We start from the raw sequence: 14,409 nt of genomic DNA on the forward strand, positions 1-14,409 counted from the left end.
GCGATTCGGGCGCAGATGCGGCAGAGCGCCTTCCAGGCGGCGCGTCGGCATTCCGTGCTCGTGCGCCTGCTGCGGCGCCTGATCCCGATCGGGGCGATCGGCGCGGTGGTCGGGCTGATCATCGTCCCCTTCCTCAATCCGCTGCGTCATGCCGGCAATTTCTCGCTGGGCGGAATCAGCCTGTCCGGCGGCAAGGTGGTGATGGAGACCCCGAAGCTAGCCGGCTATCGCAAGGACAACAGCCCTTACGAGGTCACGGCGGATTCGGCGCTGCAGGACGTACGCAATCCCACGCAGATCGAGCTCGTGCAGATGGTGGCGCGGGTGCTGATGAAGTCCGAAGGCTGGATCAACATCAACGCCAAGAGCGGCCTCTTCGACCAGCAGAAGGAGAAGCTCAAGCTGGTCGACGACGTGAAGATCCGGACCGACTCCGGCTATGATGTCCGCATGCGCACCGCCGATGTCGACTTCAAGGCTGGAACCGTCAATTCGCGCGAGCCGGTGAAGGTCAATCTCGGCACGACGACGGTTGACGCGGACACGCTCGACGTGAAGGACAATGGCGCGCTCATCACCTTCGAGGGGCGCGTGCATGTCCTGATCGAGAATGCGCCGGCGCGCAGTCTGGCCGGGCCGGAGCGCGAGGGCAGTACGCCCAATCTCGAAGCCCTTCGTCCGGCTGCCAAGCCGTGAGGCCGTTGCATCGAGCCATGTGGAGCAATGACGGAACGCCGATGAAACCTCTCGTTTTTGCCCTTGCGGCCTTGATCGCGCCGGCGCTGTCCGTCGCGGCGCTGGCCCAGCAACAGCCGGCGCGATCCGGCTCGGCTCCCGCGGCTGCTCCGGCTGCTGCGAGCGCGACGCCGGCCAAGCCGGCCAAGCCGCGCGGCGGCGCCCCTGGTTCGCCCTTCGGCGGCATGGGCGGCGACAGCAAGGAGCCGATCAAGATCGATGCGAACAAGCTCGACGTGCTCGACAAGGACAACAAGGCGATCTTCTCGGGCAACGTCGTCGCCGTGCAGGGCGAGACGACCGTGCGTTGCTCGGTGATGACGGTGTTCTATGAGGGCCGCGGCCAGGGTGGTCAGGGCGCCGCGCCGAAGCCGGCACAGCCTGCTGCACAGCAGGGCCAGGGCACCAATGACGGCGCGATCAAGCGAATCGAATGCACCGGCCCGGTCACGGTGGTCTCGAAGACCCAGGCCGCGACCTCGGACAATGCCGTCTTCGACCGCGCCAACAATCAGGTGATCATGACCGGCAATGTCGCGCTGAACGACGGCCCGAACATCACCCGCGGCGACAAGCTCGTTTACAACACGCAGACCGGCATCGCCAACGTGACGTCGAGCGGGCGCGTCCAAGGCTTCTTCGTGCCGAACTCCGGCGAGGAAGGCAAAGACAAGAAGGACAAGGCGGGGGCCAAGCCGGCCGCCACGCCGACCAACTGATCTTCCCTTACGGCAAGGTTAGCCGCAGGAAGGCGTTGCCAGTTCGGCGCGCCTCGCATACCAGAGCGGACCCATGTCGAACGCCAGCGGATCGTACCTCTTCCTGTGACGATATCCATGTCCCCGCCCCCCGAGGCTGCCCAGCAGGCGCAGCCCAGCCAGACGCGGCCGGCCAAGGCGCCTGCGGCGCGTAGCGGGCTGTTCGGCCGGCTCGGCGGACTTTTCGGCCGAGGCAAGGGCAAGCCGGCGGCTGAGGAGGAGGTCCAATCCGGCCGCATCGCGAGCGCGGTCGGCGGCACCGGCATCCTCGCCGTCAGCGGGCTGCGCAAGACCTATGGCGCCCGCAATGTCGTCAGCGAGGCTTCGCTCTACGTCCGCAATGGCGAGGCGGTCGGCCTGCTCGGTCCGAACGGCGCCGGCAAGACCACGATCTTCTACATGATCACCGGCCTGGTCAGTGCCGATATGGGCGTGATCTCGCTCGAAGGGAACGACATCACCAATCTGCCGATGTACCAGCGCGCCCGGCTCGGCATCGGCTACCTGCCGCAGGAAGCTTCGATCTTCCGCGGCCTCTCGGTCGAGGACAATATCCGCGCTGTGCTCGAAGTGGTCGAGCCGAACCGCAAGAAGCGCGAGCGCGAGCTCGACAAGCTGCTCGACGAGTTCAACATCAGCCGTCTGCGCAAGGCGCCCTCGATCGCGCTGTCGGGCGGCGAGCGCCGCCGCTGCGAGATCGCCCGCGCGCTGGCCGGCCGTCCGTCCTTCATCCTGCTCGACGAGCCCTTCGCTGGCATCGACCCGATCGCGGTTGGCGACATCCAGGAACTGGTGCGGCAATTGACCGATCGCGGCATCGGCGTGCTGATCACCGACCACAATGTCCGCGAGACGCTCGGCCTGGTCGATCGCGCCTACATCATCCATTCCGGCCGGGTGTTGACCGAAGGCTCGCCCGCCGAGATCATCGCCAATGCCGATGTCCGCCGCGTCTATCTCGGCGAGGATTTCCGCCTCTGAGGCGGCAAGCCCAGCATCCTCGCGGGTGTTGCAGTGCATTAACTTCCCGGCGCAAAAGCCCGCTCGGGGCTTTGACGCGGCAGCGGTCGGCGGTTAGTCTGTTCCACAGGCAAGAACCGTGCCGAATTGCCGCAGGCTAAGGAGTCGGGATCGCGATGGCGATGATGCCACGCATGGAGCTGCGCCAGGGCCAGTCCCTGGTGATGACGCCGCAATTGCTGCAGGCGATCAAGCTGCTCCAGCTCTCCCATCTCGAATTGCAGAGCTTCGTCGAGGGCGAGCTGGAGCGCAATCCGCTGCTCGAGCGCAGCGACGAGGCTCCGGAGCCGGCCATGGCCAATGGCGCCGGCGAAAGCCCGCACGCCGCCGATGCGGAGACCTATGCCCGCGCCGAGAGCCTCAACACCCAGGAAGGCATCGAGGGCAGGCTCGGCACCGGGCTCGACAACGTCTTCCAGAACGAGCAGCCCAAGGCGGCGCGGCTGGAGGCGCAGGGCACCGATAGCCTGCCGATCATCGGCGGCGCCTATGGCGGTTCCGGCGGCTCCTTCGAGGATGGGCCCGACAGCTTTGAGAACGGGCTGACCAGCGAGCTCTCGCTGCATGAGCATCTCAGCGCCCAGCTCGACCTTGCCGTCACCGCGCCGGCCGAGCGGTTGATCGGTAGCCACATCATCGATGGCGTCGACGATTCCGGCTACCTGACCGAGCCGCTGGCCGACATCGCCGAGCGCCTCGGCGTCGATCTCCCGCGGGTGGAGAAGGTCCTCGCCATCGTCCAGGCGTTCGACCCCAGCGGCATTGCCGCGCGCGATGTCGGCGAGTGCCTGGCGATCCAGCTGCGCGATCGCAATCGCTATGATCCCGCCATGCAGGCGCTCGTTGCCAATCTGCCGCTGCTCGCCAAGCGCGACTATGCCGCCCTCCGCCGCATCTGCGGCGTCGACGACGAGGACATCGCCGACATGGTCGCCGAGATCCGGCGGCTCGATCCCAAGCCAGGGCGCGCCTTCGGCGGCTCGGCGGCCGAGACCGTGGTGCCGGATGTCTTCATCCGTGCCGCGCCGGACGGCTCCTGGCTGGTCGACCTCAACCCCGACACCTTGCCGCGCGTCTTGGTCAATCAGACCTATCATGCTCGCGTCTCGAAGGCGGCCCGCAGCGATACCGAGAAGGCCTTCATCGCCGAATGCCTGCAGACGGCGAACTGGCTGACCCGCTCGCTCGAGCAGCGCGCCCGCACCATCCTCAAGGTCGCCAGCGAGATCGTGCGCCAGCAGGACGGCTTCTTCGCCCATGGCGTCGAGCATCTGCGTCCGCTCAACCTCAAGACCGTCGCCGACGCGATCGGGATGCACGAATCGACGGTATCGCGCGTCACCTCGAACAAGTACCTCGCCTGCTCGCGCGGGGTCTTCGAGATGAAATACTTTTTCTCCGCCGCTATCGCGGCGACCGGTTATGGCGAGGCGCATTCGGCCGAAGCGGTGCGTCACCGCATCAAGCAGATGATCGATGACGAGCCGCCGAAGGACGTGCTCTCGGACGACGCCATCGTCACCAGGCTGAAGGAAAGCGGTATCGACATCGCCCGCCGTACCGTGGCGAAATATCGGGAATCGCTGCGTATTCCCTCTTCGATGGAACGCCGCCGCGAGAAGGCGGCGATGGCGCACGCCGGACGCTGACCCGCGCGCTTCGCGAGGGCGAGTTTGCGCTGCAGCACAACATGCGCGTCACCTCATGAGCCGCTCGCAGCTTCGCCCTGCTGCCCGTGCAACTGCGCGGGTCCGCACATTGACAACCCCATGAGGGCGTTCTTACCTCCTCAGGATGGTCGGCTACTGACCATGGCGACAAGAAGGGGAAGCACTCCATGAGCTTGCGAATCTCCGGCAAGAATCTCGATGTCGGCGAGGCCCTCCGCGGCCAGGCCGAAGCCAGGGTCGCCGCAGCGCTGGGCAAGTACTATGAGGGCGGCTATCAGGGCCACGTCACCGTCGGCAAGGATGGCACGGCCTTCAAGACCGACGGCGTCCTGCATCTTTCTTCCGGCATCACCCTCGAAGCCTCGGCCACTGCGCATGATCCCTATGCCAGCCTCGACAAGATGGCCGAGCGCATCGAGAAGCGCCTGCGCCGCTACAAGCGACGGCTGAAGGATCGCGCCGCTGCCGCCAATGGGCGTGAGCCCGCTCTGGAAATCCCCAGTTATGTGATCGCCGCTCCCGATGAGGATATCGAGGAGCACGAGGCGGATCATGCTGGCGAGAACCCGGTGATCGTGGCCGAATCGACCAAATCCCTGCACCAGATGACGGTTGGCGACGCGGTCGCCGAGCTCGATCTGACCGGCGCGCCTGTGGTTATCTTCCGCCATGCTGGCAATGGCCGCATGAACGTCGTATACCGCCGCCGCGACGGCAATATCGGCTGGATCGATCCGCCGGCTTCTCTTTCTTGAAGTCCCGCCGCTGATGGGATTCGGGTGCCGGCCGGGATGCCGGTGGCGCCCGCGTTCCGGCACGGGACATGCATGGATTGGCCTATGACGCTGACCGATCTTCTCCGGCCCGATGCGGTGATCTCGCCGTTGCGCGCCAACTCCAAGAAGCAGGCCCTGCAGGAGCTGGCGCAGCACGCTGCCGTGCTCACCGGCCTGCCCGAGCGCGAACTGTTCGAAGCCCTGCTCCAGCGCGAGCGCCTGGGCTCGACCGGCATCGGCGACGGTATCGCCATCCCGCACGGCCGCATGGCCGGCATCGATCGTCTCGTCGGCCTGTTCGCCCGCGCCGAGAAGGCGATCGATTTCGAGGCGCTGGACGGCCAGCCGGTCGACATCATCTTCGTACTGATCGCGCCGGAAGGGGCGGGGGCCGATCATCTCAAGGCGCTGGCCCGCGTCGCCCGCGTGCTGCGCAACCAGGCGGTGCTGGAGCAGGTGCGCCATGCGCATGACCCGGCCGCCATTTACGCCATCCTGGCGGAGACGGCTGCCAAGGCGGCCTGAAGGCAGGCCGCACCAGGCGGCGTCTTCCTTTGAATGATGACAGTCTAGGCTTGGAGGCCTTGCCCCGAGCGGCTATGACGCGGCCGAAGCTGTGAGGCGCCGTGCGCGGCGCCATCGAACCGCGGAGTGCCGCCGATGGCCTATACCCATGTCGATCTCTTCCCCCTCGGCGAGGACAAGACACCCTACCGTTCGCTCGGCAGCGACGGCGTCAGCGTCGAGACGGTCGGCGGCCGCGAGGTCCTGAGCGTCTCGCGCGAGGCGATCAAGCGGCTCTCCGAGCAGGCCTTCATCGACATCAACCATCTGCTGCGCCCGGGCCATCTCGCCCAGCTCGCCAAGATCCTCGACGACCCCGAGGCGACCTCGAACGACCGTTTCGTCGCCTATGACCTGCTCAAGAACGCCGGCATCGCCGCCGGCGGCGTGCTGCCGATGTGCCAGGACACCGGCACGGCGATCATCATGGGCAAGAAGGGCCGCAAGGTCTGGACCGATGGCGAGGACGAAGCGGCCCTCGGCGAGGGCGTCTACGACGCCTATCTCAAGCGCAATCTGCGCTATTCCCAGGTCGCGCCGCTCTCCATGTTCGAGGAGAAGAACACCGCGACCAACCTGCCGGCGCAGATCGACATCTATGCCGAGGGCGAGGACGCCTACAAATTCCTGTTCGTCGCCAAGGGCGGCGGCTCGGCCAACAAGACCTTCCTCTTCCAGGCGACGCCCTCGCTCCTGACCAAGGACCGGATGATGGCGTTCCTGAAGGAGAAGATCCTGACGCTCGGCACGGCGGCTTGCCCGCCCTATCACCTCGCCATCGTCATCGGTGGCACCTCGGCCGAGCAGAACCTCAAGACGGTCAAGCTCGCCTCGACCAAGTACCTCGATGCGCTACCGACCAAGGGATCGCCCTCCGGCCACGCCTTCCGCGATCTCGAGATGGAGGAGGAGGTCCACAAGCTGACGCAGGCGCTCGGCGTCGGCGCGCAGTTCGGCGGCAAGTATTTCTGCCATGATGTGCGCGTCATCCGCCTGCCGCGCCATGGCGCCTCGCTGCCGATCGGCCTCGGCGTCTCCTGCTCGGCCGACCGCCAGGCCAAGGGCAAGATCACCAGGGACGGCATCTTCCTGGAGGCGCTGGAGACCGATCCGTCGAAGTATCTGCCCGAGATCGACGAGGCCAAGCTCGGCGGCGACGTCGTCAAGGTCGACCTCAACCGGGCGATGAGCGAGATTCTCGCCACATTGACGCAATACCCGGTGAAGACCCGGCTCTCGCTGACGGGGACGATCATCGTCGCGCGCGACTCGGCCCATGCCAAGATCCGCGAGCGGCTGGAGAACGGCCAGGGCATGCCGGATTATCTGAAGAACCACCCGGTCTATTATGCCGGCCCGGCCAAGACGCCTGAGGGCTTCGCGTCCGGTTCCTTCGGCCCGACCACGGCCGGCCGCATGGATTCCTTCGTCGACCAGTTCCAGTCCTTCGGCGGCTCGATGGTGATGCTGGCCAAGGGCAACCGCTCGGCCCAGGTCCGCGAGGCCTGCAAGGCCCATGGCGGCTTCTATCTCGGTTCGATCGGCGGCCCGGCGGCGCGCCTCGCCCAGGACTGCATCCGCAAGGTCGAGCTGCTCGAATATCCCGAGCTCGGCATGGAGGCGGTCTGGCGCATCGAGGTCGAGGATTTCCCGGCCTTCATCGTCATCGACGACAAGGGCAACGACTTCTTCAAGGAGCTGAACCTCGGATGATCGCTCGCGCTGCCGTCGCCGTCCTGCTGACCCTGGCTCCTGCTCTCGCTTTGGCACAGCCGCGTCCCGTTCCGGCGACGTGCACGCGCGACCTGTTCCAGAACGAAGCGGCGATGCGCCAGCGCCAATACAAGATGCAGCAGGTGGCCACGGCCGACCAGGCGACGCAATGCGCCGCCTGGCGTGATCACGTGACCTTCATGCAGAAGGCGCGCTCTGTCTTCGCGACGTGCCAGACCGGTCGGCAGCGCGAGGAGAACGTCGCCCAGATGGACCAGTCGCTCGCCGACTACCGCGTGCTGCTCGCCAATCGCTGCGGGCGCCGATAGACAGCTCCGGCTCTCCTGACGAAAGGCGTGTGATGACCGACCAGACAGAAAGCCCGCTCGGCATCGCCGTCGTGCCGGTGACGCCGTTCCAGCAGAACTGCTCGATCGTCTGGTGCACGCGCACCAAGGAAGCCGCGATCGTCGATCCCGGCGGCGATGTCGAGCGCATCCGCGGCGCGCTGAAGGAGCTCGGCGTCACGCCGGTCGCGATCTGGCTGACCCATGGCCATATCGACCATGCCGGCGGCGCGACCGAGCTCGCTGGCGTCTTGAACCTGCCGATCATCGGCCCGCACGAGGCCGACAAGTTCCTGCTCGACGCCCTGCCGCAGCAGGGGCTGATGTTCGAGATGCGCGGCGTGCAGGCGGTGACGCCGACGCGTTGGCTCGCCGAGGGCGACAGCGTCTCGGTCGGCGATATCGAATTCGCCGTCCAGCATGTGCCGGGGCATACGCCCGGCCACGTCACGCTGTTCCAGAAGGATCTGCGCTTCCTGCTCGCCGGCGACACCGTCTTCGCCGGCTCGGTCGGCCGCACGGATTTCCCCTATGGCAACCACAAGGACCTGATCTCCGGGATCAAGGGCAAGCTGCTGCCGCTTGGCGATGACGTCCAGTTCCTGGCCGGCCATGGGCCCGCGAGCACGCTCGGCGAGGAGCGCAGGACCAATCCGTTCCTGCAGGGGAATTCGCATTAGGAGGCGTCATTCTCGGGCGGAGCGAAGCGCAGACCCGAGAAACTCTGGACGAGAGGGTGGGAAGCCTCTTTCGGACTGAGATGCTCGGGTCAGGCCCGAGCATGACGTTGAAGGCTCCAGAAACGCCAACGGCCATGTCCGGAAGGGCGCGCGTACATCCGGCGTCGCTACCTTGGGGCTCATGGCCGTCTTCAACGGGACGGAGGGCTGTGGAACGCCCTCGACATCCGCGTGACCAGGATATGGGATTATGATCCTGCGATTGCAAGGGGGGCCCGCCATGAAACTCGGCGCGTCTCGATAAGCGGCTGATCGCATTGCCGGTTTCGTGTCCCATGCGATAGTCGCGGGCATGTGGGAGATTCTCTCCGCCTATTGGCCGCATATCCTCGGCTTCGTCTCGCTGGCGCTGACCGTGGTCGCCGCCAGCCATGCCGCGATGACCAAGGACGAGGTCCGCGCCGCCATCGGCTGGGTCGGCGTCATCGTGCTCTCGCCGATCATCGGGCCATTGATCTATGCGGTCGGCGGCATCAACCGCATCCGCCGCGCCTCGATCGTATCGCAGCGCCGGCACGGATTCGGTGCCTTTTCCAAGGCGCAGACCTTCGAGGTCTCCGATGCCGAGGTCGCCGGCGATGTCGGGCGCCGCTTCGCCGCGCTGAAGACGCTGGGCGACAAGGCGACGCGGCGCCATCTCAAGACCGGCAACGCCATCACGGTGCTGAGGACCGGCGACGAGGCCTATGCCGCGATGATCGCGGCGATCGCGGCGGCCGAGCGCTCGATCATCCTGGAGACCTATATCTTCGACCGCGATCCCCTCGGCCTGCGCGTCGCCGATGCGTTGATCGCGGCCGTCCAGCGCGGCGTCGCAGTCCGCGTGCTGATCGATGCCGTCGGCGCGCGCTATTCGGTGCCGAGCATCGTCGGCTACCTGCAGAAAGGCGGCGTGCCGGTCGATGTCTTCAATGGCAACATCATCATCGGCCTCCGGCTGCCCTATGCGAACCTGCGCACCCACCGCAAGCTGCTGATCGTCGACGGGCGCATCGCCTTCGCCGGCGGCATGAACATCCGCCAGGGCTTCACCACCGAGTTCGCCGGCGAGGCCGCCGCGCATGATACGCATTTCCGTGTCGAGGGCCCGGTCGTCGAGGACCTGTTCGGTGTCGCCGCCGAGGATTGGCGCTTCGCCTCGCGCGAGGAACTCGCCGGCGAGACCTGGGCGATTACGCCCCGCGCTGCGGCGCAAGGCCCGACCGTGCTGATGCGCGCTGTCGCTTCGGGGCCCGATGCCAGCCTGGAGACCAACCACAAGCTGCTGATCGGCGCCTTCTCGGTGGCGCGCGAGTCGATCCGGATCATGTCGCCTTATTTCCTGCCGGATCGCGAACTGATCAGCGCGCTGGTCACGGCGGCCCGGCGGGGCGTCGCCATCGACATCGTCGTGCCCGACGTCAACAATCTCGTCCTGGTCGATCGTGCCATGCGGGCGCAGTTCGACCAGGTGCTGAAGGATGGCTGCAAGATCTGGCGCGCGACCGGCTCCTTCGACCATTCCAAGCTGCTGGCGATCGATGGAACCTGGGCCTATGTCGGCTCGTCCAATCTCGATGCCCGCTCGCTCAGGCTGAACTTCGAGATCGATCTCGAAGTGCTCGACGAAGGCTTTGCCCGCGGCATCGAGGAGCGCATCGATGCCGCGATCGTCGGAGCGCATCCGGTCACGTTGAAGGAGCTGCGGGCACGGCCCTTCCCCTTGCGCCTGCTCGACCGGATGCTCTGGCTCTGCTCGCCGTATTTGTGAGGCCGGCGGACTTGTGGGCGGGCCGAGCCGTCATGGTCGGGCTTGTCCCGACCATCCACGTCTTCCTTCGACAGATGCGGTGTTCAAGACGTGGATGCTCGCCACAAGGGCGAGCATGACGCTGTAGGCTTCACGCCTCGAACACGCCCTTCAAAAAGTCCTGCTTGCCGATCTGGAAGCCGTTCTCGCGCAGGATGTCGTAGGCCGTCGTGGCGTGGAAATAGAAGTTCGGCAAAGCGAAGCGCGTAAGGTAGTCGGCGCCCTTCATCGTCACGGTGGCAGAGGGGCCGCGCGGGAAGGTCACGTCCTTGTCGAGCCCGGCATCGAGCGCCGCCTTGTCGATCGAGGCGATGAAGTCGAGCGTCCTGGCGATCCGCGCCTTGAGCTCCTCGAAGCTCTTCTCCTCGTCGGGGAAGCGCGGATTCTCCGCTCCGCTCACCCGGGCTGCGGCATTCTTGGCGAAATCCGACATCAGCTGGATCTGCCGGGTGAAGGAGAGCATGTCCGGCGCGAGCCGGCTCGAGAGCAGCACCTCCACCTGGATTTTGCGTTGGGAGGCTTCGGCCGTGGCCTTGTCGAGGATGGCGTCGAGCGCCTTCAGGGTCTGGATGAAACCGGGAAAGACGGCGTCATAGGCGGAAAGCGGCATCGGGGAACCTCACCAACGAAAACGGGCCCGGAAAAGGGCCCGCTGTCATCATCGATATAAGGCTTCGCCGCCGCTGTCAGCGGGCGCCGAGGTCAATCCTTGGCGCGCTCGACATAGGAGCCGTCGGCGGTCATCACCACGATGCGGGTGCCGACGCCGACATGCGGCGGAACGGCGCTGCGCACGCCGTTGGAGAGGATCGCCGGCTTGTAGGAAGAGGAGGCCGTCTGGCCCTTGGTCACCGGCTCGGTCTCGGCGACTTCGAGCGTGACGCGCTGCGGCAGCTCGATCGCGACGGCACGATCGTCGAAGACCGAGAGCGTGACCTTCATGCCTTCCTGGAGATAGGGCGCCATGTCGCCGACCACGTCGCCATCGACCGGGAGCTGGTCGTAGGTCTCGGGGTTCATGAAGACGTACTGCGCGCCGTCCTGGTACAGATAGGTGAAGTCGCGATCCTCGACATAGGCGCGCTCGACCTGCTCGGTGGTCTTGTAGCGCTGCGTGACCTTCACGCCGTCGGCGATGCGGCGCATGTCGATCTGCGTCGTCGGCGTGCCCTTGCCCGGGAAGAAGCTCTCGGCCGAGAGCACGGAGCAGAGATGCCCGTCGACTTCGAGGACGTTGCCCTTGCGGACGGAAGAGGCGATGACCTTGACCACGTGACTATTTCCTTGGCTGGCGCGGGCGCTGTCCGCGCGCTATGCAAAATCCTGTGCCGCGCCACTACCGCATTCGGGGCGCGAACGGAAGCGTGCAGGCCGGTTTGCGCGGCTTTCTATAGAGAGATGTAATGAGCCAGACCTACCCGCCCTTCTGGCGGACGGACATCCATGCCGACCGGCGCCCGGCGCTGCTGGCGCGCGGGCGGATCAAGGCGGCGCTGCGACGCTGGTTCGAGGCGCGCGACTTCATCGAGGTCGAGGCGGCGATCCTGCAGCTCTCGCCGGGGAACGAGACGCATCTGCACGGGTTTGCCACCACGCTGATCGACGATGCCGGCGCCCACCATCCCTATTATCTGCACACCTCGCCGGAATTCGCTGCCAAGAAGCTGCTGGCGGCCGGCGAACCGCGCCTGTTCGATTTCGCTCGGGTCTTCCGCAATCGCGAGCGCACGGCGCTGCACCATCCGGAATTCACCATGCTGGAGTGGTATCGCGCCGGGGAGGATTACGAGGCGCTGATGGATGACTGCGCGGCCTTGCTGGCCGAGGCAGCACGCGCGGCAGGGGCAAGCGTGCTGCGTTGGCGCGGCGCCGAGGCCGATCCGTTTGCGGCACCAGAGCGGCTAACCGTGCAGGACGCCTTCCGTCGTCATGTGGGTATCGATCTCAAGCGCACGATCGCGGCTGACCTCTATCTTGATCGTCCGGCGCTCGCAGCCGATGCCACTGAAGCTGGCATCCGGGTTGCCGAAGACGACAGCTGGTCCGACATCTTCAGCCGCATCCTCTCTGAAAAAGTCGAGCCTGAGCTCGGCCGCGGCCGCGCCACCATCCTGTGCGAGTATCCGATCTCGGAGGCGGCGCTGGCCCGGCCCAAGCCCGGCGATCGGCGCGTCGCCGAGCGCTTCGAGCTCTACGCCTGCGGCGTCGAGCTCGCCAACGCCTTCGGCGAACTGACCGACCCGGCCGAGCAGCGCCGGCGTTTCGAGGCCGACATGGACGAGAAGCAGCGCATCTATGGCGAGCGCTATCCGATCGACGAGGATTTCCTCGCCGCGCTCAGTGTGATGCCCCAGGCCTCGGGCATTGCGCTCGGCTTCGATCGCCTCGTCATGCTCGCCACCGGGGCGCGCCGGGTCGAGGATGTGCTCTGGACGCCGGTCGCGGAACCGGGCAGGGGAGGGCGATGACGATCCACCAGCCGCCCGGCCAGCCGCTCAGGACGGTCGACGCCCTCGTCGAGCGGGGCCTCGTCGCGCCTGAACGGCGTGAGGCGCTGGCCGAGGTCGCCAAGCGCTATGCCGTCTCGGTGACGCCGGCGATCGCGGCGCTGATCGACCCCGCCGACGAAGCCGATCCGATCGCCCGCCAGTTCATTCCCGCCCCGGCCGAGCTGACGACCCTGCCGGAGGAACTCGCCGATCCGATCGGCGACGAGGCGCATTCGCCGGTCGAGGGTGTCGTCCATCGCTATCCCGACCGGGCTTTGCTCAAGCTGGTCCATGCCTGTCCGGTCTATTGCCGCTTCTGCTTCCGTCGCGAGATGGTCGGCCCCGGCGGCGATGCCTTGACCGGCGACAAGCTCGAGGCCGCGCTCGCCTATCTCACCTCCCGCCCGGAGATCTGGGAGGTGATCATGACCGGCGGCGACCCGCTGATCCTCTCGGCCCGCCGCGTGCGCGAGATGGCGAAGCGTCTTGCCGCGATCGCCCATATCAAGGTGGCGCGCTGGCATACGCGCGTGCCGATGGTCCAGCCCGAGCGCATCACCGAGGACTATGCCCGCGCGCTGCGCATCCCCGGCAAGGCGAGCTATATCGCCGTCCACGCCAACCATCCACGCGAGTTCACCGCGGACTCGCAGGCCGCGCTGGCGCGCCTCGCCGATGCCGGCCATGTCCTGATCAGCCAGAGCGTGCTGCTCAAGGGCGTCAACGCCGATGTCGCGACCTTGTCGGCGCTGATGCGCGCCTTCGTCGAGAACCGGGTGAAGCCCTATTACCTGCACCATCCCGACCTCGCGCCGGGAACCTCGCAGTTCCGGCTCTCGCTGGCGGAAGGGCAGGCCCTCGTCAAAAGCCTGCGCGGCAACCTTTCGGGCCTGTGCCAGCCGACCTATATCCTCGACATCCCAGGCGGGGCCGGCAAGATTCCGGTCGGGCCCGCCTTCCTTTCGGGCTGCGAGACGCCCGGCGCGCAAGGCTTCGCGGAGGATCGCCATGGCGAGCTCCACGCCTATCCGCCGGTCTGACGTAAGCCCCGTCGCGGCGCTCCGCGAAGGATTAAAAGGCCATGCTGACCCCCTCCGCGCCCGACAAGCTGCCGCTCGCGATCGTCTCCGACATCGCCTGCCCCTGGTGCTTCATCGGCAAGACCCGGCTCGAGACCGCGCTCGCCAACCACAATCTCACCGAGCGCGTCGCCATCACCTGGCTGCCCTATGAGCTCAATCCGGAGATGCCGGCCGACGGCATGGACCGCACCGCCTATCTCGACGGCAAGTTCGGCCCGGGCAAGCGCCGCGAGATCGAACTGCGCTTGTCCGAAGCAGCGCTGGAGAGCGGCGTCACCTTCAACTGGGCGAAGGTGACGAAGAGCGTCAACACCCGCATGGCGCATATGCTGGTCGCGGCCGCCGCGACCGTGCAGCGCGGCGGCGAGATGACCGCGGCGCTGTTTAAGGCCTATTGGCAGGATGGGCGCGATATCGGCGAACTCGAGACGCTGGTCGCGATCGCCGTCGAGCAGGGTTTCGACGAGCAGGCGGCCCGCGACGAACTCGCCAATGATGAATTGCGCGAGACCATCATCGGGCTGGAAGCCCACGCCCAGAAGGTCGGCGTCACCGGCGTGCCCTTCTTCATCGTCGACGGCAAGCTCGCCGTGTCCGGCGCCCAGCCGCCGGAGGTCTGGACGCAGGTGTTCGCGCAGGTGCTGGCGGGCCGGCAGCAGGGTGACGACGACGAGAGCTGACACGCTTGGCGCACTGCCTTTACGGTGAAGTGCTTGCCTTCCTGAT

General features: G+C 66.6%; 15 protein-coding genes. 13 read left to right on the forward strand and 2 right to left on the reverse strand.

Going from position 1 to position 14,409, the window contains the following annotated elements; translation table 11 throughout:
- Nucleotides 1-15: 15 nt before the first annotated feature.
- The 10 genes from lptC (at nt 16) to AC3WLC_RS10580 (ending at nt 10,073) form a co-directional block, all read left to right on the forward strand.
- Nucleotides 16-696, forward strand: a complete 681-nt coding sequence (lptC, locus tag AC3WLC_RS10535) for an LPS export ABC transporter periplasmic protein LptC (protein WP_346357070.1) — start codon at nt 16-18, stop codon at nt 694-696.
- A gap of 41 nt (nt 697-737) precedes the next feature.
- Nucleotides 738-1,454, forward strand: a complete 717-nt coding sequence (locus AC3WLC_RS10540) for an LptA/OstA family protein (RefSeq protein ID WP_493683881.1) — start codon at nt 738-740, stop codon at nt 1,452-1,454.
- A 117-nt stretch (nt 1,455-1,571) separates the two neighbouring features.
- The gene (gene lptB, locus AC3WLC_RS10545; protein ID WP_493683882.1) at nt 1,572-2,474 is read left to right on the forward strand and encodes an LPS export ABC transporter ATP-binding protein; all 903 of its coding nucleotides are present in this window, start codon (nt 1,572-1,574) and stop codon (nt 2,472-2,474) included.
- A gap of 155 nt (nt 2,475-2,629) precedes the next feature.
- Nucleotides 2,630-4,162, forward strand: a complete 1,533-nt coding sequence (gene rpoN, locus AC3WLC_RS10550) for an RNA polymerase factor sigma-54 (protein WP_493683883.1) — start codon at nt 2,630-2,632, stop codon at nt 4,160-4,162.
- Nucleotides 4,163-4,350: 188 nt separating this feature from the next.
- Nucleotides 4,351-4,938, forward strand: coding sequence for a ribosome hibernation-promoting factor, HPF/YfiA family (hpf, locus tag AC3WLC_RS10555; protein ID WP_152016571.1), 588 nt, complete (start codon nt 4,351-4,353; stop codon nt 4,936-4,938).
- Nucleotides 4,939-5,022: 84 nt separating this feature from the next.
- Complete coding sequence (gene ptsN / locus AC3WLC_RS10560; RefSeq protein WP_152016572.1) at nt 5,023-5,484, forward strand: PTS IIA-like nitrogen regulatory protein PtsN; 462 nt, start codon at nt 5,023-5,025, stop codon at nt 5,482-5,484.
- Nucleotides 5,485-5,619: 135 nt separating this feature from the next.
- Entirely contained in the window at nt 5,620-7,236 is a 1,617-nt protein-coding gene (locus AC3WLC_RS10565) for a fumarate hydratase (RefSeq protein ID WP_493683884.1), read from the forward strand.
- Nucleotides 7,233-7,565, forward strand: a complete 333-nt coding sequence (locus tag AC3WLC_RS10570) for a hypothetical protein (RefSeq protein WP_493683885.1) — start codon at nt 7,233-7,235, stop codon at nt 7,563-7,565. The genes AC3WLC_RS10565 and AC3WLC_RS10570 overlap by 4 nt, the downstream gene beginning before the upstream one ends.
- 32 nt (nt 7,566-7,597) lie before the next feature.
- Nucleotides 7,598-8,263: an MBL fold metallo-hydrolase gene (locus AC3WLC_RS10575; RefSeq protein ID WP_493683886.1), complete on the forward strand. Its 666-nt coding sequence runs from the start codon at nt 7,598-7,600 to the stop codon at nt 8,261-8,263.
- A 352-nt stretch (nt 8,264-8,615) separates the two neighbouring features.
- Nucleotides 8,616-10,073, forward strand: coding sequence for a phospholipase D-like domain-containing protein (locus tag AC3WLC_RS10580; RefSeq protein WP_493683887.1), 1,458 nt, complete (start codon nt 8,616-8,618; stop codon nt 10,071-10,073).
- A gap of 130 nt (nt 10,074-10,203) precedes the next feature.
- Here AC3WLC_RS10580 and AC3WLC_RS10585 read toward each other — a convergent pair whose 3' ends face one another.
- Both AC3WLC_RS10585 and efp read right to left on the reverse strand, forming a co-directional pair.
- Nucleotides 10,204-10,722, reverse strand: a complete 519-nt coding sequence (locus AC3WLC_RS10585; protein ID WP_493683888.1) for a DUF1993 domain-containing protein — start codon at nt 10,720-10,722, stop codon at nt 10,204-10,206.
- Nucleotides 10,723-10,814: 92 nt separating this feature from the next.
- The gene (gene efp, locus AC3WLC_RS10590; RefSeq protein ID WP_326872901.1) at nt 10,815-11,384 is read right to left on the reverse strand and encodes an elongation factor P; all 570 of its coding nucleotides are present in this window, start codon (nt 11,382-11,384) and stop codon (nt 10,815-10,817) included.
- A gap of 131 nt (nt 11,385-11,515) precedes the next feature.
- Here efp and epmA point away from each other — a divergent pair, with 131 nt between their 5' ends.
- The 3 genes from epmA to AC3WLC_RS10605 are packed head-to-tail and all read left to right on the forward strand — an operon-like array spanning nt 11,516 to nt 14,363.
- The gene (gene epmA / locus AC3WLC_RS10595; RefSeq protein WP_493683889.1) at nt 11,516-12,580 is read left to right on the forward strand and encodes an EF-P lysine aminoacylase EpmA; all 1,065 of its coding nucleotides are present in this window, start codon (nt 11,516-11,518) and stop codon (nt 12,578-12,580) included.
- Complete coding sequence (locus AC3WLC_RS10600; protein WP_493683890.1) at nt 12,577-13,641, forward strand: lysine-2,3-aminomutase-like protein; 1,065 nt, start codon at nt 12,577-12,579, stop codon at nt 13,639-13,641. The genes epmA and AC3WLC_RS10600 overlap by 4 nt, the downstream gene beginning before the upstream one ends.
- Before the next feature lie 41 nt (nt 13,642-13,682).
- Nucleotides 13,683-14,363, forward strand: coding sequence for a DsbA family oxidoreductase (locus AC3WLC_RS10605; protein ID WP_493683891.1), 681 nt, complete (start codon nt 13,683-13,685; stop codon nt 14,361-14,363).
- Nucleotides 14,364-14,409 lie beyond the last annotated feature (46 nt).

The organism is Allobosea sp. GW821-FHT03A12 (assembly GCF_058986765.1).

What these genes read in the sequence shown, in the direction of transcription:
- lptC (WP_346357070.1), top strand. Translation starts at nt 16, where the DNA reads ATGCGGCAGAGCGCCTTCCAGGCGGCGCGTCGGCATTCCGTGCTCGTG.
- AC3WLC_RS10540 (WP_493683881.1), top strand. Translation starts at nt 738, where the DNA reads ATGAAACCTCTCGTTTTTGCCCTTGCGGCCTTGATCGCGCCGGCGCTG.
- lptB (WP_493683882.1), top strand. Translation starts at nt 1,572, where the DNA reads ATGTCCCCGCCCCCCGAGGCTGCCCAGCAGGCGCAGCCCAGCCAGACG.
- rpoN (WP_493683883.1), top strand. Translation starts at nt 2,630, where the DNA reads ATGGCGATGATGCCACGCATGGAGCTGCGCCAGGGCCAGTCCCTGGTG.
- hpf (WP_152016571.1), top strand. Translation starts at nt 4,351, where the DNA reads ATGAGCTTGCGAATCTCCGGCAAGAATCTCGATGTCGGCGAGGCCCTC.
- ptsN (WP_152016572.1), top strand. Translation starts at nt 5,023, where the DNA reads ATGACGCTGACCGATCTTCTCCGGCCCGATGCGGTGATCTCGCCGTTG.
- AC3WLC_RS10565 (WP_493683884.1), top strand. Translation starts at nt 5,620, where the DNA reads ATGGCCTATACCCATGTCGATCTCTTCCCCCTCGGCGAGGACAAGACA.
- AC3WLC_RS10570 (WP_493683885.1), top strand. Translation starts at nt 7,233, where the DNA reads ATGATCGCTCGCGCTGCCGTCGCCGTCCTGCTGACCCTGGCTCCTGCT.
- AC3WLC_RS10575 (WP_493683886.1), top strand. Translation starts at nt 7,598, where the DNA reads ATGACCGACCAGACAGAAAGCCCGCTCGGCATCGCCGTCGTGCCGGTG.
- AC3WLC_RS10580 (WP_493683887.1), top strand. Translation starts at nt 8,616, where the DNA reads ATGTGGGAGATTCTCTCCGCCTATTGGCCGCATATCCTCGGCTTCGTC.
- AC3WLC_RS10585 (WP_493683888.1), bottom strand. Translation starts at nt 10,722, where the DNA reads ATGCCGCTTTCCGCCTATGACGCCGTCTTTCCCGGTTTCATCCAGACC.
- epmA (WP_493683889.1), top strand. Translation starts at nt 11,516, where the DNA reads ATGAGCCAGACCTACCCGCCCTTCTGGCGGACGGACATCCATGCCGAC.
- AC3WLC_RS10600 (WP_493683890.1), top strand. Translation starts at nt 12,577, where the DNA reads ATGACGATCCACCAGCCGCCCGGCCAGCCGCTCAGGACGGTCGACGCC.
- AC3WLC_RS10605 (WP_493683891.1), top strand. Translation starts at nt 13,683, where the DNA reads ATGCTGACCCCCTCCGCGCCCGACAAGCTGCCGCTCGCGATCGTCTCC.